20 protein-coding genes and 1 tRNA gene are annotated in these 19,394 nt (G+C 62.8%); 9 read left to right on the top strand and 12 right to left on the bottom strand.

Going from position 1 to position 19,394, the window contains the following annotated elements:
- Positions 1-68: 68 nt before the first annotated feature.
- The gene (locus FJ426_RS18525) at positions 69-1,157 is read right to left on the bottom strand and encodes a COX15/CtaA family protein (protein WP_140521817.1); all 1,089 of its coding nucleotides are present in this window, start codon (positions 1,155-1,157) and stop codon (positions 69-71) included.
- Between the two features lie 183 nt (positions 1,158-1,340).
- Between FJ426_RS18525 and FJ426_RS18520 the strand changes: the two genes are divergently transcribed.
- The gene (locus tag FJ426_RS18520) at positions 1,341-1,556 is read left to right on the top strand and encodes a DUF2842 domain-containing protein (protein ID WP_140522178.1); all 216 of its coding nucleotides are present in this window, start codon (positions 1,341-1,343) and stop codon (positions 1,554-1,556) included.
- A gap of 17 nt (positions 1,557-1,573) precedes the next feature.
- Here the strand turns inward: FJ426_RS18520 and FJ426_RS18515 are convergent, their stop codons facing one another.
- Entirely contained in the window at positions 1,574-2,632 is a 1,059-nt protein-coding gene (locus FJ426_RS18515; RefSeq protein ID WP_140560589.1) for a polysaccharide deacetylase family protein, read from the bottom strand.
- Positions 2,633-2,720: 88 nt separating this feature from the next.
- Between FJ426_RS18515 and FJ426_RS18510 the strand changes: the two genes are divergently transcribed.
- Entirely contained in the window at positions 2,721-3,947 is a 1,227-nt protein-coding gene (locus FJ426_RS18510) for a GNAT family N-acetyltransferase (protein ID WP_140560588.1), read from the top strand.
- Positions 3,948-3,993: 46 nt separating this feature from the next.
- On the opposite strand, the gene FJ426_RS18505 is transcribed toward FJ426_RS18510, so the two are convergent.
- Positions 3,994-6,243: an exopolysaccharide transport family protein gene (locus FJ426_RS18505; RefSeq protein WP_140560587.1), complete on the bottom strand. Its 2,250-nt coding sequence runs from the start codon at positions 6,241-6,243 to the stop codon at positions 3,994-3,996.
- Between the two features lie 253 nt (positions 6,244-6,496).
- Here FJ426_RS18505 and FJ426_RS18500 point away from each other — a divergent pair, with 253 nt between their 5' ends.
- The 4 genes from FJ426_RS18500 to FJ426_RS18485 all read left to right on the top strand — a co-directional run bounded on the left by FJ426_RS18500 (position 6,497) and on the right by FJ426_RS18485 (position 11,100).
- On the top strand, positions 6,497-7,060 hold the full coding sequence (locus FJ426_RS18500) for a polysaccharide biosynthesis/export family protein (protein WP_140493982.1): 564 nt from the start codon (positions 6,497-6,499) through the stop codon (positions 7,058-7,060).
- 9 nt (positions 7,061-7,069) lie between these two features.
- Positions 7,070-8,200, top strand: coding sequence for a glycosyltransferase family 4 protein (locus tag FJ426_RS18495; protein WP_140560586.1), 1,131 nt, complete (start codon positions 7,070-7,072; stop codon positions 8,198-8,200).
- Positions 8,201-8,293: 93 nt separating this feature from the next.
- A complete protein-coding gene (locus tag FJ426_RS18490) occupies positions 8,294-9,829 on the top strand; it encodes an undecaprenyl-phosphate glucose phosphotransferase (protein WP_140560585.1) in 1,536 nt (511 codons plus the stop codon).
- Positions 9,826-11,100, top strand: coding sequence for an O-antigen ligase family protein (locus FJ426_RS18485; protein WP_140560584.1), 1,275 nt, complete (start codon positions 9,826-9,828; stop codon positions 11,098-11,100). Before FJ426_RS18490 ends, FJ426_RS18485 begins: the two co-directional genes overlap by 4 nt.
- 80 nt (positions 11,101-11,180) lie before the next feature.
- Here the strand turns inward: FJ426_RS18485 and FJ426_RS18480 are convergent, their stop codons facing one another.
- The 3 genes from FJ426_RS18480 to FJ426_RS18470 form a co-directional block, all read right to left on the bottom strand.
- Positions 11,181-11,690 carry a DUF892 family protein gene (locus tag FJ426_RS18480; RefSeq protein ID WP_140493990.1) on the bottom strand — a complete coding sequence of 170 codons (510 nt, stop codon included), beginning with the start codon at positions 11,688-11,690 and terminating at the stop codon, positions 11,181-11,183.
- Positions 11,691-11,807: 117 nt separating this feature from the next.
- Entirely contained in the window at positions 11,808-12,410 is a 603-nt protein-coding gene (locus FJ426_RS18475; protein ID WP_140493992.1) for a DUF4142 domain-containing protein, read from the bottom strand.
- 23 nt (positions 12,411-12,433) lie between these two features.
- Positions 12,434-13,831 carry a cytochrome B6 gene (locus FJ426_RS18470; RefSeq protein ID WP_140560583.1) on the bottom strand — a complete coding sequence of 466 codons (1,398 nt, stop codon included), beginning with the start codon at positions 13,829-13,831 and terminating at the stop codon, positions 12,434-12,436.
- A gap of 389 nt (positions 13,832-14,220) precedes the next feature.
- On the opposite strand from FJ426_RS18470, the gene FJ426_RS18465 reads away from it, so the two are divergent.
- Positions 14,221-14,297 (top strand) — tRNA-Pro (locus tag FJ426_RS18465).
- 46 nt (positions 14,298-14,343) lie between these two features.
- Here the strand turns inward: FJ426_RS18465 and FJ426_RS18460 are convergent.
- Positions 14,344-14,805 (bottom strand): YbaK/EbsC family protein, encoded by a 462-nt coding sequence (locus FJ426_RS18460; RefSeq protein ID WP_140560582.1) that lies wholly within the window; start codon positions 14,803-14,805, stop codon positions 14,344-14,346.
- A gap of 151 nt (positions 14,806-14,956) precedes the next feature.
- The gene (locus FJ426_RS18455; protein WP_140560581.1) at positions 14,957-15,241 is read right to left on the bottom strand and encodes a helix-turn-helix transcriptional regulator; all 285 of its coding nucleotides are present in this window, start codon (positions 15,239-15,241) and stop codon (positions 14,957-14,959) included.
- Between the two features lie 286 nt (positions 15,242-15,527).
- Here FJ426_RS18455 and FJ426_RS18450 point away from each other — a divergent pair, with 286 nt between their 5' ends.
- Positions 15,528-16,139 (top strand): hypothetical protein, encoded by a 612-nt coding sequence (locus FJ426_RS18450; RefSeq protein WP_140560580.1) that lies wholly within the window; start codon positions 15,528-15,530, stop codon positions 16,137-16,139.
- Positions 16,140-16,359: 220 nt separating this feature from the next.
- Entirely contained in the window at positions 16,360-16,545 is a 186-nt protein-coding gene (locus FJ426_RS18445) for a hypothetical protein (protein WP_140494001.1), read from the top strand.
- 283 nt (positions 16,546-16,828) lie between these two features.
- Here FJ426_RS18445 and FJ426_RS18440 read toward each other — a convergent pair whose 3' ends face one another.
- The 4 genes from FJ426_RS18440 to FJ426_RS18425 form a co-directional block, all read right to left on the bottom strand.
- Positions 16,829-17,131 (bottom strand): hypothetical protein, encoded by a 303-nt coding sequence (locus FJ426_RS18440; protein WP_140494003.1) that lies wholly within the window; start codon positions 17,129-17,131, stop codon positions 16,829-16,831.
- A 100-nt stretch (positions 17,132-17,231) separates the two neighbouring features.
- A complete protein-coding gene (locus FJ426_RS18435) occupies positions 17,232-17,771 on the bottom strand; it encodes a MerR family transcriptional regulator (RefSeq protein ID WP_140494005.1) in 540 nt (179 codons plus the stop codon).
- 224 nt (positions 17,772-17,995) lie between these two features.
- Positions 17,996-18,319, bottom strand: coding sequence for an integration host factor subunit alpha (locus FJ426_RS18430; protein WP_140494007.1), 324 nt, complete (start codon positions 18,317-18,319; stop codon positions 17,996-17,998).
- A gap of 100 nt (positions 18,320-18,419) precedes the next feature.
- Positions 18,420-19,391: a beta-ketoacyl-ACP synthase III gene (locus FJ426_RS18425; protein WP_140494008.1), complete on the bottom strand. Its 972-nt coding sequence runs from the start codon at positions 19,389-19,391 to the stop codon at positions 18,420-18,422.
- Positions 19,392-19,394: the final 3 nt, after the last annotated feature.

The raw sequence follows: 19,394 nt of genomic DNA, 5'->3' as shown, positions 1-19,394 counted from the left end.
CGTCAGGCGGAATTCGACGGCGACAAGACGATGGCGCAGTCGAACGTTCTGGATGTGACCGGAGAGACTCAGCGTCCGAGGGCGATCTCGTGGGGCAAGGGATATGCGCCCTTGGTCCCGCGCCAATGCGCGGCGGCGAACCCCAGCAGGACCAACGCGAATCCCTGGTGGGTCAGCGCCATGTGCAGCGGCACATGCATCAACAGCGTGCCGATGCCGACGGAGGCCTGCACCAGCACCAGGGCAAACAACAGCGTCGCGCGACGAGCATGCGTTGAACCGGGCAGACGGCGACGCGCGGCGATCATGTGCCACAAGGCGACGACGAACACCGTATAGGCGCCGATCCTGTGCACGAACTGCACCGTCTTGGGGCTTTCGAAGAAATTGCGCCATGCCGGCTCCAGGATCAGCAGATCGCCGGGAATGATCTTTCCGTCCATCAGCGGCCAGGTGTTGTAGCTCAGGCCGGCGTGGAGCCCGGCGACCAGACCGCCGAGATAGATCTGGATCAGCGCCAGAAGCACTACGAGACCAGCCAGTTTCTGGGTCGAACGATCGGCCGCAGGTTCCGAATGCGGCGCCAAGCCGCGCGCGACGACCATGGTCGCCGTGAAGATCAGCGCGGCAAGCGTCAAATGGGTGGCGAGCCGGTACTGGCTGACCGAGACGCGGTCGACCAGACCGGAGGCAACCATCCACCAGCCGATGGCGCCCTGCAGACCGCCGAGAAGCAGGATGCCGACCAGCTTCGGCCCCAGTCCGCGCTCGATGCGGCGCGCCGCCCAGAAGAACAGCAGCGGCAAGGCAAAAACCAGACCGACGCTGCGCGCCAGGAGACGATGCGCCCACTCCCACCAGAAGATCGACTTGAATGCCTCGATGCTCATGCCCTTGTTGAGCTCGGCATATTGCGGGATCTGCTGATAGCGCTGGAATTCCTCTTGCCATTCGGCGTCGTTGAGCGGCGGGATGACGCCGTGGATCGGCTGCCACTCGGTGATCGACAGGCCGGACTCGGTGAGCCTTGTGGCGCCGCCGACCAGCACCAGCGCGAACAGCACCAGAAGCACGACGTAGAGCCAGCCGCGCACCAGCGCGCGGTTGTGCAGATCGCGGTCACGCGCCTCGTAAGGCGCGGCAGTAATGGCGGCCATGGATTTATCCCGGCAGGTTGAAGTCGCGGATTGGTGGACCATCGCATTCCCGCATGCAAGACCGGGCGGCGCGGCACGCCGTCGCGCCGCGTCTGTCGGGTTGCACAGCTTCGCGTCAAGGCCTATGGCGAAGCCGACACATTGAGCTGGGCCGCACTTTACCCCGGCTCCAGGAGGCCAACCATGCCCGTGCGCCTGAAAAAGCTGATCGGAATGTTCCTGCTGGTGGCGCTTGTCATCATCTACGCGCTGGTCGCATCGATCTTCGCGGTCGCCCGGCTGTCCGAGGCGGGCCCGTGGACGCATTTCCTGTTCTTCCTGCTAAGCGGCCTGCTCTGGGTGCTGCCGGCCATGGGCATCATCAAATGGCTGATGCTGGAGCCTCGGCCCAAGCGCTGAACCGTTGCCGGCCGGCCTCAGATGGTGACCACCATCTTTCCGGCGTTGGCGAGCGGCGTCGTCACGCCAGACAGCATGGTGCGGATGTGGGCGAGGTTCTGATAACGGCCGTTGACCGAGATGCGCGGCAATGCGTGCAGGAAGCCGGCGTGTTCGGCGCGCAGCACGCCATGACGGGTGGTCACGGCCGAGGTGTAGCCGGCATCGCGGACAAAGCCCACTTCGCGGCAGCCGACGGCGCTGGCATAGCCGTAGGGATAGGCGAAATGGCGCGGCTCCTCGCCCAGCTCGGCTCGCAGGATGGACTTCACCCCGACGATTTCGTGCCGCGCGTCGGCTTCTGAAAGCCGCTTCAGATTGCTGTGGTTGATCGTATGAGCACCGATCGTTACGAGCGGATGCGCTGCGATCGCGCGGATCTCCGACCAGGTCATCAGCGTGTCGACGCGCGGCCGGCCGGCGTCGACGCCGTTCGCATGCGCCAGTTCGCGCAGCACGGCGCGCAGGTCCTCCTCGCGAACCTCGCTGGTGAGATAGGTGTGCAGCCGTGCGATGGCCTGGAGCTTTTTGGCCGGGCTGGTGCAGTCGATCGTCGTTTTCCCTTCGGACGTCGTCAGGGTCAGGCGATCGCCCGCGTTGACGAGATCCTCGACCACGTCCCACCACAGATCCGCAGTGCCGTTGATAAGCCCCGGAGCCACATAGATGGTGATCGGCGCGCCGTGCTTTTCCAGCACCGGCAAGGCCTCGGTCATGTTGTCGCGATAGGCGTCGTCGGCGGTGATGGCGGCGAACTGGCCGCCCTTGCCGCGCGCCGCGATACGCTCCACCGCCTCGTCAATCGAGACGAAGGCGTAGCCATCCGCCTTCAGGCCGGCGATCATGGCGTCGAGGAAGCCGGGCGCAATGTTGAGATGACGGTTGACGCTGTCGGGCTTTTCGGGCTTTGCCGTAACGCGGTGCAGCATGAGGATGGCGCCAATACCGCCGACCAGCGGTTTGACCAGCGGTGCGAGGCCGGTATAGCGGGCGACGTTGAGCGCCAGCTTTCGGATTGCCTCCCCGCCGTCGATCATTCCTTCACCTTTTGCGCCTAGGCTGAACCAAGCACGGATACGCCTGAGCGCCCCCAAATCGGCAGCAATACGCCCTAAGGATTGAGGTATGGTTGACGCGGCCGCGTCATTTGACGGCAATCGCCTGGCGGCAATCGAAGCCTCGCCCAGTGTGCCGCCAATAGAGCCGGCTGGGCTGTCGGTTTCCACCGCTTCCGCCGATGGGCTCGCGGCCTATGCCGCGTTCTGCCGCTCCGCCGTGTTCGCGCCGGCGCAGAGTGCGGTTTGGGTCCGCAACTGGGCCGCGCAGGTCGAGCCGGACCCGGTCGTGGCGATGCTGAATTGCGAAGGCAGACCGGTTTTCGCACTGGCGCTGGAGGTCGTCGGCCGTGGGCCGTTCCGCGTTGCGCGCTTCATGGGCGGCCGCCACGCCAATGGCAATTTCGTCGCCGCCGACCCGCAATGGCTTGCCAGGGCGGACAGTGCGGCTATTCGTTCGACCCTGGCGGCCATAGCCGAGGCTCGCCCCGACATCGATCTCGTCGCCTTCGAACGCCTGCTGCCCGACCTCGATGGCGTAGCCAACCCACTCGCCTCGTTCGATTATTTCGACAGCCCGAACCTGTCGCTCGCCGTCGACCTGGTCGGCGGTTTCGATGCACTGCTCTCTCGCGCAAACGGAAAGCGCAAACGCAAGAAGCACCGCTCGCAGACGCGCAAGTTCGAGGCCATCGGCAGCCATCGGCGCATCGAGGCGCGGACCGTGGACGAGGTCGGCCGGCTGCTCGACGGCTTTTTCGAGATGAAGGAATCCCGCTTCCGCAGGATGGGCATCGCCAACGTCTTCGGCGACAATCAAGTGCGCGCGTTCTTCCGTGCTCTGTTCACCGAGGCGCTTGCCGAGGATAAGCCCTCCTTCGTGCTGCACGGGCTCGAGGTCGCCGGCAAGCTTCGCGCCGTGACCGGATCGAGCCGCTCGGGCAAACGGCTGATCTGCGAGTTCGGCGCGATCGCCGAGGATGACCTCGCCCACACCAGCCCCGGCGACTTCCTGTTCTTCGACAATATCCAGGAAGCCTGCGAGGCGGGTTTCGACGTCTATGATTTCTCGGTCGGCGACGAGCCGTACAAGCGTTTATGGTGCGATATCGAAACGCAGCACTTCGAGGTGCTGGTTCCGCTGACGTCGAAAGGCCGCGCACTGGCGCTGGGGCTGCGGCAAAGCGCCAGGTTGAAAGCCGTCGTCAAGAACAGTCCGACGATCTGGAAGCTGACCAAGCTGCTGCGTCGCAAGGCCGCTGGCCAGGCGCCGGCGCCCGCCGAGGACGGTAGCTAACCCGCCCACCTTCCAACGTGATGACCACAAGCGCCGCTCATCGGACTCAAGCCGCCGAGCGCCTTCCCGGCACCGGAGTGCCCGGCGGTTCGTGGCCGAGCGGGGTCACCAGCGTCAACTCCGGATAGCCATTCTCGATAAGCTTGACGGCGGCCTGCGTCACCTCATCATCCGGCTCCAGCATGGAGAGGAACACCTCGGTCGCATCCCCACCCAGACGGCTGATGCCTTGGGCGTCGGCGGGACCGCATTCGACCACCACCAGGTCATAGGCGGTGGTCAGCGATTGCATGATGATCGGCAGCCGGTCGGCGGCGCGCATGGCGCGAACCGGATCGGCGGTGCCGACAGGAATGACATGGCAGTCGGAATAGAGGTCGGGGTGGATGACTTCGCTGAACTGCGCCTGCGACGCGAGCAGATTGGTGATGCCCGGGAACAGTCCGCTGTCGAGCATCGGTCGCGAGGCGGCGCCGGAAGCCGTGAGGTCGAGCAGCAGCACGCGCAGGCCGGCGTCGGAGACCTCACGCGCTACCAGGATCGCGGACGCGGCCGCCTCGTCACCTTCGGGCGACACGAAGATGGCGCGCGCGGCGCCGCTTGCGATCAGCTTTTCCGCCGCTTTTTCAACGTCGATCTCGCCCAGCACCGAACGCGGCCTGGTTTTGGCGACCGGGACGGCCTCGGCAACAGGGACGGTTTCGGCGACCGGTGCGCCGGCGGCGGGTTCGACCTCTATGACAGATTCCGCCGGCGAGGGCAGATCCGGTTCCACCATCATCTCCGGTTCCACCGCTTTCTCAGCGTGGTGCTCAGGCCCGGACTCTGGAATGATCGTCGTTTCCCTGGCCGCGACCGGCATCGCCACCTCGTCGATCGGCTCGAAGCGAGCGCCGCTGGCCGGGCGCATGGCGCGGCCGGAAAAGAGTTCGCGCAGCAGCGTGAACACCGACATGAGCAAAAGCGAGGCGGCAAAAGCAGCACCGACGATCGGCCCGATCTTGGGGAAGTAGGCCTCGGAAGGCACTACGGCCTTCGAGATGACACGCGCGTCGACCGGCACGTAATTGCGATCCTGGCGCGAAGCCGCCTCGCGGTAGTTGGTCAGGTAAAGTTCGAGCTGCTGGCGCTTGGCGGCAGCGTCACGCTGCAGCGCATCGAGACCGACCTGCTGTTCGCCTGCCTCCGCGGAAGCCGCCTTCAGCGTGTTGACGTCGGCGACGAGCTGGCTCTCACGTGACTTGGCGGCATCGGCCTGCATCGCCAGGCCCTTCATCACCTTTTGAGCTTCACTGCGGATCTGCGCGTCGAGATCGGCTAGCTGCGATTTTGCCGCGCGGATGCGCGGATGATTGTCGAGCAGCGTCGTCGACAGGTCGGCGATGTTGGCGCGCAGTTCGACCTGCCGTTCGCGCAAGCGCTGGATCAGATCGGATGACAGCACCTCGGGCAGCGAATCCAGCGAGCCGCCATTCTGCAGCGCCTTGCGCACGCTGTCGGCGGTGCCTTCGGCGGCGGCGCGGTTGGCCCGCACCCGCGACAATTCGGTCGACAGTTCGGCCAGTTGCTGGGTGGCGAGCACAGAATTGTTGCCGCCCACCAGAAGGTCCGACTGGGCGCGATAGGCGGCGACCTTGGCCTCGGCATCCCTGACCTGCTTCTGCAGATCGGCGATCTCGGGAGCCAGGAAGTCCGCCGCGGCGGTGTTGGATTCGAGCTTGGCCGCGCCCTGCCCGGCAATGTAGGCGGCGGCAATGGCATCGGGGATAGCAGCCGCGAGCTTGGGATCTTCCGAGGAGAACTCGATGGCGATGATACGCGTCTTTTCGACGCCATAGACGTTGAGCTTCTCGCGCATCTTCTTCAGGACGCGTTCGTCGACCGGAATATCCATGGGATCGTTCTTCAACCCCACCAGGATCAGCAGGCGGTTGAGAGGCGACATATCGACAGTTTCGTCGAATTCGTGCAATCGCGACAAATCAAGCTTCTGCGCTACCTGCTTGAGGATTTCGTTGGACGAAATGATCTGGACCTGGGTGGCGACGCCTTGCTCATCGAGGATAGGCTTGTCGCTGTCATTGCTGCCGGCCGGGCGCGTGTAGACGGATTCACGCGTATCGATCTGAACCTGCGTCTGGGCCTTGTAGTGCTTGGTTGCCAGCGAAGCGAGCGCAAACGCCAACCCGGTAACCACCAGGGAGACGACCAATATTCGCAGCCAGTTCCTCGCCAGGCTGGCGAAGAGCTGCCTGAGATCGACGTCAACGTCTGCGGCCGTGGACTGAACGGACATGCATCCTACTCCGATACGGATCGCATGCACCGTAAACAACTATGGTAACTCAGCCGTTAAGATCACAGGAAGCTTCCGTCAGGACTTACTGGCAGGCGCCAAGCAAAACCGTCAAAGTTATAAAACTCCTGCCGATCGATGCCGTATCGATCGCGCCCTTTACCGGCCATTAACCCTAACAGGACGATAACGGACGCGCTCTCAGATGTTTGCTGCGACGCCGCAGCGGCCAGTCGAAGGTATGTGTCCTGTCATGAAAAGCACTGCTTCCCTCTTTCGCGCGCTGCTTGCCGTGTCGATGCTTGCTGGCTGCTCCAGCTACCGGCCGACGCCGGCCGCCTTCCACGAGGTGCTCGATCAACCCTATCGCCTGGGCGCCGGTGACCGCGTCCGCGTCACCGTGTTCGAGCAGGACGGGCTGACCAACACCTATAGTGTCGACCAGTCCGGATATCTCTCCTTCCCGCTGGTCGGCGCCGTGCCGGCCCGCGGCCACACCGCCCAGCAGATGGAAAAGGAAATCGCCGACAAACTGCGCCAAGGCTATCTGCGCGATCCCGATGTTTCCGTCGAGATCGACCGCTACAGGCCTATCTTCGTCATGGGCGAAGTGGGCGCCGCCGGCCAGTATTCCTATGTGCCCGGCCTCACCGTTCAGAAAGCCGTCGCCATTGCCGGCGGCTTCACGCCGCGCGCCAACCAGGAAAGCGTAGACATCACCCGAGATATCAACGGCAAGGTGATGACCGGCCGGGTTGTCACGTCAGACCCGCTGCTGCCCGGAGATACTGTCTATGTGCGTGAACGTCTGTTCTGACGAACACACGTGGCGGACAAACTCAGGATCGTCCATTGCTTTCGTTCACCTGTCGGCGGGATCTTTCGGCATGTGCGGGACCTCGCGGAAGCTCAGGTCGCCGCCGGCCATTCGGTCGGCATCGTGTGCGATTCGACCACAGGCGGGGAATACGAGGAGCGCCTGTTCGAGCGGATGAAGGCCATGCTGGCGCTCGGCATCCATCGCACGCCGATGCAGCGCCATGTCGGACTGGGCGATCTCGCCTCGGCCTCGCGCACCTACGGAATCATCAAGGAATTGCGGCCGGACGTGCTGCACGGGCACGGCGCCAAGGGTGGCGCCTATGCCCGTCTGTTCGGCTCACTGTTGCGGGTATCAAGGTCTCGCGTAGCCCGCCTTTATTCGCCGCATGGCGGTTCTCTCCACTATGACGAGAGCACGTTCACGGGAAAGCTGTTCTTCGCGCTCGAGCGATCCATGGCTCACTTCACCGACTGTCTGCTGTTCGTCTCGGACTATGAGCGACGCACCTATCGCAGGAAGGTCGGCGAGGCGCCCATTCCGAACGCGCTGATCTACAATGGCCTGCGCGCGGCTGAGTTCGACCCCGTTCCGGAGAAGCCCGGAATGGTGGACCTGCTCTACATCGGCATGATGCGTGACCTCAAGGGACCCGACATCTTCATCGACGCGCTGGCCCTTGCGGGGACACGGCTCGGACGCCCGCTGGGCGCGGTCATGGTGGGCGACGGCGACAACCTGCCTCGGTACCGCGCGCAAGTGAGGCGGCTCGGGCTTGACGGCAATGTGCGTTTCCTGCCGCCGATGCCGGCCAGGGATGCCTTTGCGCTGGGCGCGCTGGTCGTCGTTCCTTCGCGCGCCGAAGCATTGCCGTATGTCGTGCTCGAGACGCTGGCGGCGGGAAAACCGATGATCGCCACGGCCGTTGGCGGCATACCGGAGATCTTCGGCGCCGATTCCCCTGCCCTGATCAGACCTGATCCGTTGCAGCTTGCCGACAAGATCGCCGAAGCGCTGGCCGATCCCGCCGCCTATCGAAAACTGATGCCCGATCGCGCCGATCTGGAGGCACGCTTCGGAGCCGATGTCATGGCTGCCGAGATCGAGAAAGCGTATTTCGCGGCGCTGGCCAAATAAACCACCGGCCCAAGCCCTTCCAAAGCCACGCGTTGTTTCAAGGGTTTCTTAGCTCTCTTTTGCTATTGCCTGGGGGAAGCTTGCGGAAATCCCATGAACGAGATCGATCCCGTGCACCGCTTTTCGGCAGAGGCTGTGCGCAAACTCGACACCCCGACCGATGGCGGCATGCCGGGCGGCATGAATGATGTCGCCCGTCAGGTCGCCTCGCAATACCGGCGCGATACGATGTCGCCGATCATGGTCAGCGGCGTCCTGCGGATGGTCGAGTTCGCAGTGCTGTTCCTTTCCGGCCTCGGCGTCTATTTCTACTTTGTCGGCTTCTTCAACTATTTCGCCTGGCAATATCCGCTGACGATCGCCGCCGCGTCGTTCCTTGCAGTGGTGCTGCTCGACGTCACCGATTGCTACCAGATCGTCTCGCTCATGCGGCCGATCGCCAATTTTGGACGTTTGCTGCTGGTCTGGGCCGGCACGTTCGCCCTCATGGCGCTGACGGCATTCGTGATGAAGATATCTGAAAACTATTCACGATTGCTGTTCGGCACCTGGTTCGCCGTCGGTTTCATTCTCATCTTCGGCCTGCGGCTGGTGATGTCGAAGCTGATCCGGCGCTGGGCGCGCGACGGCCACATGGAGCGGCGCGCCGTCATCGTCGGCGGCGGCAAGGCAGCGGAGGTCCTGATCCGCTCGGTCGAGAGGCAGCCCTACAACGACATCCGCATTTGCGGCATTTTCGACGATCGCAGCGACAAACGCTCGCCGCCTATCGTCGCCGGCTATCCCAAGCTCGGCACGATCTCGGAGCTGATCGAATTCGCCCGCATCGCCCGCATCGACATGCTGATCGTGTCGCTGCCGCTGACCGCCGAATCGCGCGTGCTGCAATTGCTGAAGAAACTGTGGGTGCTGCCGGTCGACATCCGGCTGTCGGCGCATTCGAACGCGCTGCAGTTTCGTCCACGCGCCTATTCCTACATCGGCTCGGTGCCGATGCTCGACATCTTCGACAAGCCGATCAACGACTGGGATTCGGTGGCCAAGCGCGCCTTCGACATCGTTTTCAGCCTGATCGGCATCGTCGTGTTCTCACCGGTGATGGCGGCGACCGCTATCGCCATCAAGCTCGACAGCATGGGACCGGTGCTGTTTCGCCAGAAGCGGCATGGTTTCAACAATGAGGTGATCGAAGTCTACAAATTCCGCTCGATGTATGCCGACCGGTCGGACCCGACCGCCAGACAGACGGTCACCAAGAACGACCCGCGCGTTACCCGCGTCGGCCGCTTCATCCGCAAGACCTCGATCGACGAGCTGCCGCAGTTCTTCAATTCGCTCTTGGGTTCGCTGTCGCTGGTCGGCCCGCGGCCGCACGCGATTGCCGCGCAGTCGCACAACCTGCTCTACAACGAAGTGGTCGACGGCTATTTCGCGCGCCACAAGGTCAAGCCCGGCGTTACCGGCTGGGCGCAGATCAATGGCTGGCGCGGCGAGATGGACACCAACGAGAAGATCCGCATGCGGACGGAATACGACCTCTATTATATCGAGAACTGGTCGATGCTGTTCGACCTGCGGATCCTGTTCCTGACGCCGATTCGGCTGCTCAACACGGAAAACGCCTATTGAGCGCGGTCACCCATGACCTGCCGCGCGCGGCGGTCAATGCGAAGCTGATCGCGCTGATTTCCTCGGGCGCGGTCGGGCTCGGCATCCTGCTTTCCGGCTTCGTCATCAGCGAGCCGGCTCCTTACGAGATCTACATGGCCGGCCTGATCGCCATCTGGGCGCTTTTCGGTTTGAGGATTTCGCACGCGGCCGCGCCGCTGCTGGTGCTTCTGGTGACGATGAATATCGGCGGCATGATCGCCATGACGCAGATGTCAGACCTCGCCAACACGCCGCTCTACCTTGCAGTGTCGCTGTTTCTCGCCTTCAGCGCGGTCTTCTTCGCATCGGTCACCGCCACGCAGCCGAGCCTCTACCGGCTGATCTTCATTGCCTATGTCGTATCCGCGGTGATGACTTCGCTGCTCGGCATAGCAGGGTATTTCCATGCCTTCCCGGGCGCGGAGATGTTCACCAAATACGACCGCGCCGCAGGCGCCTTCCAGGACCCGAACGTGTTCGGGCCGTTCCTGGTGCTGCCCGGCATCTATCTGCTCTATCTGCTGCTGACCGGGCCGGTCTCGCGCATGCCGCTGCTGGCGGTGCCGCTGCTCATCATCACATCAGGCATCTTCTTCTCCTTCTCGCGCGGCGCCTGGGGCATGTTTGCCGTCTCTGCCGTTCTGCTTACCGGCTGCCTGTTCCTGCAGAGCAACAGCGGCATGTTCCGGCTGCGCGTGGTGGTGATGACCATCGCGGCATTGTCGCTGCTGACGATCGCCATGATCGTCATCCTGCAGCTGCCGGGCGTGGCGGAAATGTTCTCCAACCGTGCCCATCTCGAACAGAGCTACGACACCGCCCGCCTCGGCCGCTTCGCCCGCTATGCAATCGGCTTCCAAATGGCGATGGAGCACCCGTTCGGCATCGGGCCTCTGGTGTTCGGCACCATCTTCGGCGAGGACACCCACGACATCTGGCTGAAGATGCTGATGGATTATGGCTGGCTCGGCTTCGTATCGTTCCTGACGCTTGTCCTCTGGACGATATGTGCCGGATTCCGCATCCTGCTGCGCGACCGGCCATGGCAGCCCTATCTCCTGTGCGCCTATGTCGCCTTCATCGGCAATGTCGGGCTCGGCACCTTCATCGACATCGACCATTGGCGCCACGTCTATCTGCTGCTCGGATTGGTCTGGGGCGCGATCGCGCTGGAACACCGTCATCAGCGGCAATTACGGCTGGCGATGCCGAAAGCTTCACCTGACCGCGGAGCGCTATCGGCTCGATAGTCGCCGCCGCCGACAGGCAGCGCGCGCTACCGCTGTCGCACGATCATGGCCGGCGAAATTCGACGCGATGACAGGCCCGATTATCGTTTTGCGGCATCGCTGTCGGCCGCGGCGCGAGACAGGAACATCTGCGTCGTCTCGGCGAGATGGCTCTTGAGCCAATCCGCCATCGCCTCCTCTTCGCGCAGATTCTGCTCAGACACACGCGCCACCTCGGCCTCCCCTTCGGCGTTGGCCGCGGCGATGAGCATCGTGTAGGAGGCAATCTCCATATGCTCGAAAGTATAGCTGGCGAGCGAGCCCTTCATCACCTCGTCGCCGGCAAACACGCCGCTGATCGACTGGGCCATGGCGGTGAGCTTGCCGCCTGCGTCTTTCATCGCGGAGGATCCCTCTCCGATCCGGTCAAGACAGCTTTTGAGGCGCGAGGCCTGCTGCCGCGTCTCGTCGAGATGCTGACGGATGCGGTCGCCGAGTTCCGGATAGCTTTCGAGGCGTGACAGTTGCCCGGAGAGCATCGTCTCGGCCTGCTCCTCCATGGCGTGAGCGTCTCTCAGCCACTGTATCAACCAGTCGCGCGATTGTGTCATGAAGGTCTCCCTTGGGTTGCTCGCCCAAACCGCGAGTGGAGAGCATTGTTCCGCCCGGACTATGGCAGGTTCGGCCAGAGGCGCGGCCGACGCGCGGATTGGCCGCCGACGCGACGGTCACTTCTTGCTCTGGCCCGAGGCATCGGCCAATGCCGGGTTCACCAGCTTGCTGCGGACGTCCCGCGCCATTCGCAGATGCTCAAGTACGGCCGGCAGGATATCCGAGGCGAAATGCTGGACATCCGGATCCTGGCCGGAGCCGATCTCCCATTCAAGGAGTTGCACAGTCTTCTGATGCTCGACGATCTGGCCGCTGATGTAAGCCAGATCGAATTCGACGCCTGTAAGCTTTTCCAGCCTGGTACGCATCTCCTCGTGCTCGGCATCCAGCCCAGGCGGAAGCGGCATCTTGGCCGCTTCGGCGAGCGACTTCAGCCTGTCGTTCGCCCTCTGGTGGTCGTCAACCATCCTGCGGGCAAAGTCTTTCACCGCGGCATTTTCGGATTTTCCGGCAAGCTCGCCGAAGCGGACCTCGGCCAGACCGCCAGCAGCGGTAAGCTGCGCGAACAGCCGGTCCTGATAGTTGGTTTGGTGAGGCATTGGCTTGCCGGGAGATTCCTTCATCGTGTCCGGCGCCATGCCAGCCGGATTGCCGAACTGGGCGAAGGCGGTGGCGGCAGGCAGAAGCGCAAGCCCCACGACAGTTGCGAGTAGACGCATGCGAACCTCCTCGGGAAGCTTTCTCAGAGCACGAGCAGATAGGCGACCAGCGCGTCCTTTTCCGATTGGTCGAGTTTGGTGCCCAGCACCAGATTGAAGAACTCGACCGTGTCGGCGAGCGTCATCAGGCGGCCGTCATGCAAATAGGGCGGCGTGTCCTTGATGCCGCGCAGCGTGAACGTCTTGATCGGACCGTCGGGAAGCTCGACCATGTCGTTGACGGTCTGTCCTGCCTTGTAGAAACGATCGAGCTTCAGATCGTGCATGTTGTTGTCCATGAAGGACGTCTGGGGATTGTGGCATTGGGAGCAGCGGCCCTTGCCCATGAACACCGCTTCCCCTTTCAATTCCTCTGCTGACGCCAGTGCCGGATCGAGGCGGCCAAACGGATCGAGCTTAGGCGCCGGCGGGAAATCGATGATGTTTTGCATCTGTGCCATCATCGCCACCTGGTTCGGGCGGTCAGGCAGGTTGACGCCCTTGCGGGTGGCACTGACATGATCGCCATTGAAATACGCGGTGCGCTGCTCGAATTCGGTGAAATCCTCCACAGACCGCAATGAGCGCTTCGATCCATGTATCTGCTGGTTGAAGAGGCCGCGCAGACTGGTGGTGTCGAGACGGAAGCGCGCCGCCTGCGGCCTGATGTCGGGTGTCTGATGGAAGGCGGCGTTAGTGTTGAAATTGGAATGGCAATCAAGGCAGGCGACACCCATGCTCTGGCCAGCGACCTTGCGGTCCTCGGTCTGATTGAACTCTTCCTGCGGGAATGGCGTCAGCAGAAGCCGCAAACCCTCCATCTGTACTGGGGTGATGATGCCGTTCATGATCTCGTAGTAATTGCGGATGGTAAGCAGCTCGCCGCGCGAGACATCGCCGAGCTCAGGGTGGGTGGTCAGGAAAATCGGTGGCGGGAATTCGGGCGTCAGGTGATCGGGAAGATCGAAATCGACGTCGAAGCGGCGCAGATCACGGCCTTCCTGGCGGCCGATCTCGCGGATTTCCTTCTCGGGAAACACTTGGCCACCGGCAGCCTGCTTGACATGAGGTAGCGGCAGGAAGCCAGCCGGCAGAAGACCCTGGTCACGAATATCGCCGGGGCTCATCGAGCTTAGCCTGTCCCAGGTCGAGGCACCCGCCAGCTTGACCCTGACGCCACCCTGGACCGGCTTCTTGCCGTCGGTCATCATCACGCCCGGTATCGGACGGTCAGCCAGATCATAACGTTGCTCCAAAAGCTTTTTCTGACGCTCCATCACGCCAGGCTTCTGCGCCTCGTCATCGGCTTTCACCGCGGAAAAGGGCTGGCTCGGCAATGGCCGATAGGTGATGTCAGGAGGCAGCGGATCCGAGAACGCACTCATGCTGGCCGCCGCGACGATGATCGCGCACGGAAGGCCGATATGGAGTTTGCCGGTCATTTCGTCCCTCCTAAGTTCCCCGGACGGTTGCCAAACCGGACCGGGGGCGGTTTGTTCCAAGGCGGGAGTTGGCGAAAGGGAATTTATTTCCGCCACCGGATTGAGCCATCGCCGGGCTCGTCATCTCTGAATGCAGGGCGACATCTTCCCCGCCTCGAACGGCGACGCCACGTTTGGAAAGCAATTCCCGGCCAAGAGGGCCCCGACAGGTGGAGGCATTTACTCTGAAGGAAGCCTTGCTCATGGCATGGTCCACGGAGCGACCCGGGAACGCCCGTGGGACTTCCGGTCAGGTTTGACGCGATTTATCGGCGATGGTTGGTTCTGCTTCCGGAGGCGGTTTTAGCGCTTGCGCGCCAAGCCTCGAATATATATGGCTTTGCGCGGTCCGGAGTGTAGCGCAGCCCGGTAGCGCACTTGACTGGGGGTCAAGGGGTCGTCGGTTCGAATCCGGCCACTCCGACCATTTTAAACAAGGACTTACCCCCAAAGTCCGTCTCATCGATCGCCATCTACCCCTGGCACACATCGACCCATTCGGCGCCGGTGAGATCAGCCATGCGCTGCGGTGCGATCCGCACCGCCGCGTTGGTGGCGCCGGCGGCAGGCACGACCTCTTCGAAACCGCGCAGCGACACGTCGCAATAGACCGGCAGCGGCGCCGGCAGGCCGAACGGGCAGACACCGCCGACCGGATGGCTGGTTGCCTCGATAACCTCAGCGGCCTCCAGCATGCGCGGCTTGCTGCCGAACCGATCCTTGAACTTGCGATTGTCCAGCCTGGCGGTGCCGCTGGTCACGACCAGCATGGTGCGTTCGCCGACGCGAAGGCAGATCGTCTTTGCGATCTGCGCCGGCAACACGCCGTGTGCCTGCGCAGCCAATGCTACGGTCGCCGAATTCGCCTCGGTCACGATCACGTCGATATCGGGCGCCTTGCTGGCGAAAAAGGCACGAACGGATTCCAGGCTCATCGAAACCCCGCGGATCGAAATGACGAAGCAGCAAGCTAGGCCGGCGCGTCCATAAACACGTGCCAAGGGTAAGCAGGCAAGCCTTCAGTCACGGCAAACAGAAAACCCGCCAAGGTCCCCGGCGGGTTTTCGAACATGCATGGCACTGGCGCTACAGCGCGGGGCGGTCTTGCGCGGCCCGCGCCTGCACGGCCGTGCCGAGCAGCGCCTCCTGAGGAAGCCGAAGCGCCGACGCAATACGGCGCAGCTGCGACGGATCGGCCGTCCTGCCGTTCTCGATATCCTCGATTTCGTCGACCGCCAGACCGGTTGTCAGGGAAAGCTCCTCGACACTGTATCCCTTGGTTTCCCGAATCGTTCTGAGGGCGCTATGGCCTTGCCCGGCTTCGCTGGCAACCAGTTCCGGGAGGGGTTCGCGCTTTGCACTGTATGGCATTGGCAACTCCGTTGGCTGAAAGAGTTTGATGAAAATGGTGTTGCCTGAGACGGCGAGAACATGCCCGCTTGCGGGTGATTTGCCAAGTCACAAACTGGCCGTCACAGCATCGTGAACCATGCCTGGCGCACGCCGCTCGCAACCGCTCTCGATCAAGTTCTTTTGAACACCTGATCACCTCGTCGCTCGATGATTTTTACGACCCCGTTCGTTGGTTCAATTGCGCCGGCGCGAAACCCAGGACCGTTGCCGGCGCGGCTGTCATTTTCCTGAAAGGATCGATGCGATGAAATTGCGGACAATCATGATCGTGCTCGGCACGCTTTCCAGCCTTGGCCTTGCTGCAACCAGCGCGCCGGCGGCAGACACGGTGCGGGTGCGCGGCGTCGTGGCCAGTTCCGACCAATCCCAGCTGACGGTGAAAAACCGCCAGGGTGGCATGGATAAGATCAAGCTCGCCGCCGGATGGAAGATATCGGGCGTCGCGGGCGCGTCGGTAAAGGACATCAAGCTCGGCGATTTCCTCGGCATAGCGTCCGTGTCGAAGGCCGATGGCGGCAGCGGCGCGCTCGAGGTCGTGGTGTTTCCCGCAGCCTTGAAAGGCACGGGCGAAGGCGACCGCGCCTGGGACCTCAAGCCCAACAGCCGCATGACCAACGGCACCGTCGCCGACGTGACCGACGTGAATGGCCGCGCGGTGACGCTGACCTATGACAACGGCCAGACAAAGAAGATCTCAATCCCCGACAAGACGCCGGTCGTCACCTTTGCGCCGGCCACGCCGGCCGATCTCAAGCCCGGCGCGCCCGTCGTGGTCACCGCGACGCGCGGCGCCGACGGCACGCTGAGTGCCAACCGCGTCGTGGTCGGCAACAATGGCGTGGTCCCGCCCATGTAAGCCGGTTGCGTCTGCGGCCCCGTACCGAAATTTCTCCCGCTCATCGGCGCTGTGGGCTCAGCCTGTCGGTGGAGCCCACAGCCTTCGCCGCCAGACACATTCCAGAAACAAAATTCTATATTCGGGAAATACTGACGAAAAAAAACGGGAGCGTAATCCCGCTCGCGGCGAACAGGCTGTTGGCCTGATTCAGATTGCCTGCGAAAAAAGGAAGATATCCATGAAGAAGTCCCTCCTCTCGGCCCTCGGGCTTGCAGTTGCACTTGCATTCACCATGCCAATCCTCGGCGCGACCAGCGCTGATGCGGCGCCGATGCACAAGCATCATCGTCATCATCGCAAGCACCATCGCAGCCACCACTACCATCATCACCACCACCACAAGGTTATGGGCAAGAAGGCCTGAGCTTAACCGACTGCCAATGAGAAGACCGGCTTTGGCTTCTTGTTCGAAGCCGGTCTTCTCCTGGTTTCCTCCGGATACGCGCCGTATCAGCGCGATCTCGCAGCGCTACAACGAGCGCCTGCTCTGACGAAAAAACCCCTGTTCGTGCTGCAGACCGACAAGCTGGGGCTATGGCCCTTTTTTCGTGGCACCCACAGGCGCCGCTGTCCTAAACCGGGTGCACTTTCGGGCAACATGAATCGCCCGCGCACCGATCCAGCGGAACCGAGGAATAAAATAAAGGTCAGCGCCGGCTGAACAGCAGACTGGCGACCAGACCAAGCACCACAAAGCCGATCGCTGCGGCCGCCGCCGGATGCTCGCGGGCGGATTTCTCGATCGCCCTGCCCCGCTCGCGGATCGCCGGCAACGCATCGTGCAGACGTTCCGCAAGGTCGGAATACGTGTCAAGCGCCGCGTCGCGACCGTCTTCGTAATAGGCGCCGCCCCGCCTGGACGCAGCCTTCTTCAGGGCCGCCAATTCCCTGGAGAGTGCAGCGACCCGCCTGTCGAGATCGACGTCCGAGAGGGTCGAGAATAATGCCATGATGCGTTTCCTTGTCTGCTCAAGCCTTGTCTTGCTCAAGAAAACGTAACGCATCACCCAAAGGCGGGTTCCCGTTCTTCAGGCGCCGGCCGGTTGCCCGTCAGCGCACTTGGTCGAGGAGGCGCTTGCATTCGAGGAGGTCGAACAAAGCTTCCTGCAACAGCGCGCGATTGTCCCGCGACAGTTTCGAAGCGTCCGGCTGGACCGGGCCTTCCTCGTCGCTCTTGCCAAGACCGAAGAAACGGCGGCTGGGCTTGACCCTCGGCTGGCCAACCAGTTCGTCATCTCCGCCGCGCGGTTGCGCTGCCGCCGTCAACGGCACCTGGTCGGCCTGCTTTCGTTGCGAGATCGCCTCGACGGCGGCCATATCGCCATTGCCGATGGCAACCAGGAAATGGTTGCCGTTTTCGCGCAACAGCTTCTGCACGCCCTTGATGGTGTAGCCCTGGTCGTAGAGCATATGGCGAATGCCCTTGATCAGTTCGACATCCTGCGGCCGGTAGTAGCGGCGGCCGCCGCCGCGTTTCATCGGCTTGATCTGGTTGAAACGCGTTTCCCAGAAGCGCAGCACGTGCTGCGGCAGATCGAGGTCTTCGGCGACCTCGCTGATGGTGCGAAAGGCGTCAGGGCTCTTGTCCATGGGCGAAATCCTCACACTGGAGCATGATCCCGGGACATGGGAACCGGCGTTCGAACGGGATTCCCTCGACAGGAGGGGAGCTCATTCCGGCTGCGCGTAACGATCACGCGGAACACCAATCCGGCCATGTTGCCGAATCGGGTCTCATTTCAGCGGTTTGTGAGGCAATATTCAAGCCCGGCATCATCGCAAGGCCTGTTTTCAACCGTGCATTTGCAGCGAGCCTACTTGCCGCCCTTCGCCTTGCCGCTCTGGTGGGAGCGCAAGATGCGGTTCTTCAGCACGTTCGACGACTTGAAGGTCATCACCCGCCGCGGCAGGATCGGCACCTCTTCGCCGGTCTTGGGATTGCGCCCGATGCGCTCGTTCTTGGAGCGGACGTGGAACGTCGCGAAAGACGACAGTTTCACCGTCTCGCCACGGACGATCGCCTCGCAGATCTCGTCCAGCACCGCCTCGACGAGTTCGGCCGATTCAGTGCGCGACAAACCTACCTTGCGGTAAACGGCTTCGGCAAGGTCGGCGCGCGTAAGTGTCTTTCCCCCCATGCGACCGTCCCATCAGCTCAAACATAAAATCGACACAACAGCGGCAGAGCCTAAGTAATTGATCCGGCAAGGTCAAGGACCGAACCCGACCGTCCGGCACTTACCAGCGAAGCAGAACCGCGCCCCAGGTGAAGCCGCCGCCCATCGCTTCCAGAAGCACAAGGTCGCCCTTTTTGATGCGGCCATCGGCAACAGCCACGGAAAGCGCCAGCGGCACGGAAGCAGCCGAGGTGTTACCGTGCAGATTGACCGTCACCACCACCTTTTCCTCGGCTATCCCGAGCTTCCTGGCGGAAGCGTCAATGATCCGTTTATTGGCCTGATGCGGCACGAACCAGTCGAGGTCGTCGGCGGTGATGCCGGCCTGCGAAAACGTCGCCTCGATGACGTCGGTGATCATGCCTACCGCATGTTTGAAGACCTCGCGGCCTTCCATCCTGAGGTAGCCCACCGTTCCCGTCGTCGAAGGCCCGCCGTCGACAAAGAGCTTGTCCTTGTGCGCGCCGTCGGAGCGCAGGCTCATCGCTAGCACGCCGCGGTCGGCAATACTGCCGCCCCCTTCGCCGGCTTCAAGAACCAGGGCGCCGGCGCCGTCGCCGAACAGTACGCAGGTCGAGCGATCGGTCCAGTCGAGGATGCGCGAAAAGGTTTCCGAGCCGATCACCAGCACGCGCTTGGCCAAGCCGCCGCGAATATAGAGGTCGGCCGTGGTTACCGCATAGACGAAGCCCGAGCATACCGCCTGCAGGTCGAAGGCAAAGCCGTGATGCATGCCGAGCCGGTTCTGGATCTCGACGGCCGTGGCCGGAAAAGTATTGTTGGGCGTCGAGGTCGCCAGCACGATCAGGTCGATGTCTCCGGGCGTCAGGCCGGCATCGGCGAGCGCTGCGCGCGCCGCCGCCTCACCCAGCGAAGCGGTGGTCTCGTCGTCGGCCGCGATATGGCGCTGGCGGATGCCGGTGCGCTGGGCGATCCACTCGTCCGAGGTTTCGACCATGCCTTCAAAGTCGGCATTCTTCATGATGCGGCGGGGCAGCGCGGCGCCCATGCCGCGCACGACTGATCTGATCAAAGT

This window comes from Mesorhizobium sp. B2-6-4 (genome assembly GCF_006441495.1).
Classification (GTDB): Bacteria; Pseudomonadota; Alphaproteobacteria; order Rhizobiales; family Rhizobiaceae; genus Mesorhizobium.
This window is presented reverse-complemented; position numbering and strand designations above follow the sequence as displayed.

Coding starts and splice junctions, on each gene's coding strand:
- FJ426_RS18525 (WP_140521817.1), bottom strand. CDS start 1,157: ATGGCCGCCATTACTGCCGCGCCTTACGAGGCGCGTGACCGCGATCTG.
- FJ426_RS18455 (WP_140560581.1), bottom strand. CDS start 15,241: ATGCCATACAGTGCAAAGCGCGAACCCCTCCCGGAACTGGTTGCCAGC.
- FJ426_RS18505 (WP_140560587.1), bottom strand. CDS start 6,243: ATGTCCGTTCAGTCCACGGCCGCAGACGTTGACGTCGATCTCAGGCAG.
- FJ426_RS18480 (WP_140493990.1), bottom strand. CDS start 11,690: ATGACACAATCGCGCGACTGGTTGATACAGTGGCTGAGAGACGCTCAC.
- FJ426_RS18515 (WP_140560589.1), bottom strand. CDS start 2,632: ATGATCGACGGCGGGGAGGCAATCCGAAAGCTGGCGCTCAACGTCGCC.
- FJ426_RS18440 (WP_140494003.1), bottom strand. CDS start 17,131: ATGGCATTATTCTCGACCCTCTCGGACGTCGATCTCGACAGGCGGGTC.
- FJ426_RS18470 (WP_140560583.1), bottom strand. CDS start 13,831: ATGACCGGCAAACTCCATATCGGCCTTCCGTGCGCGATCATCGTCGCG.
- FJ426_RS18500 (WP_140493982.1), top strand. CDS start 6,497: ATGAAAAGCACTGCTTCCCTCTTTCGCGCGCTGCTTGCCGTGTCGATG.
- FJ426_RS18445 (WP_140494001.1), top strand. CDS start 16,360: ATGAAGAAGTCCCTCCTCTCGGCCCTCGGGCTTGCAGTTGCACTTGCA.
- FJ426_RS18430 (WP_140494007.1), bottom strand. CDS start 18,319: ATGGGGGGAAAGACACTTACGCGCGCCGACCTTGCCGAAGCCGTTTAC.
- FJ426_RS18460 (WP_140560582.1), bottom strand. CDS start 14,805: ATGAGCCTGGAATCCGTTCGTGCCTTTTTCGCCAGCAAGGCGCCCGAT.
- FJ426_RS18490 (WP_140560585.1), top strand. CDS start 8,294: ATGAACGAGATCGATCCCGTGCACCGCTTTTCGGCAGAGGCTGTGCGC.
- FJ426_RS18435 (WP_140494005.1), bottom strand. CDS start 17,771: ATGGACAAGAGCCCTGACGCCTTTCGCACCATCAGCGAGGTCGCCGAA.
- FJ426_RS18475 (WP_140493992.1), bottom strand. CDS start 12,410: ATGCGTCTACTCGCAACTGTCGTGGGGCTTGCGCTTCTGCCTGCCGCC.
- FJ426_RS18520 (WP_140522178.1), top strand. CDS start 1,341: ATGCCCGTGCGCCTGAAAAAGCTGATCGGAATGTTCCTGCTGGTGGCG.
- FJ426_RS18510 (WP_140560588.1), top strand. CDS start 2,721: ATGGTTGACGCGGCCGCGTCATTTGACGGCAATCGCCTGGCGGCAATC.
- FJ426_RS18450 (WP_140560580.1), top strand. CDS start 15,528: ATGAAATTGCGGACAATCATGATCGTGCTCGGCACGCTTTCCAGCCTT.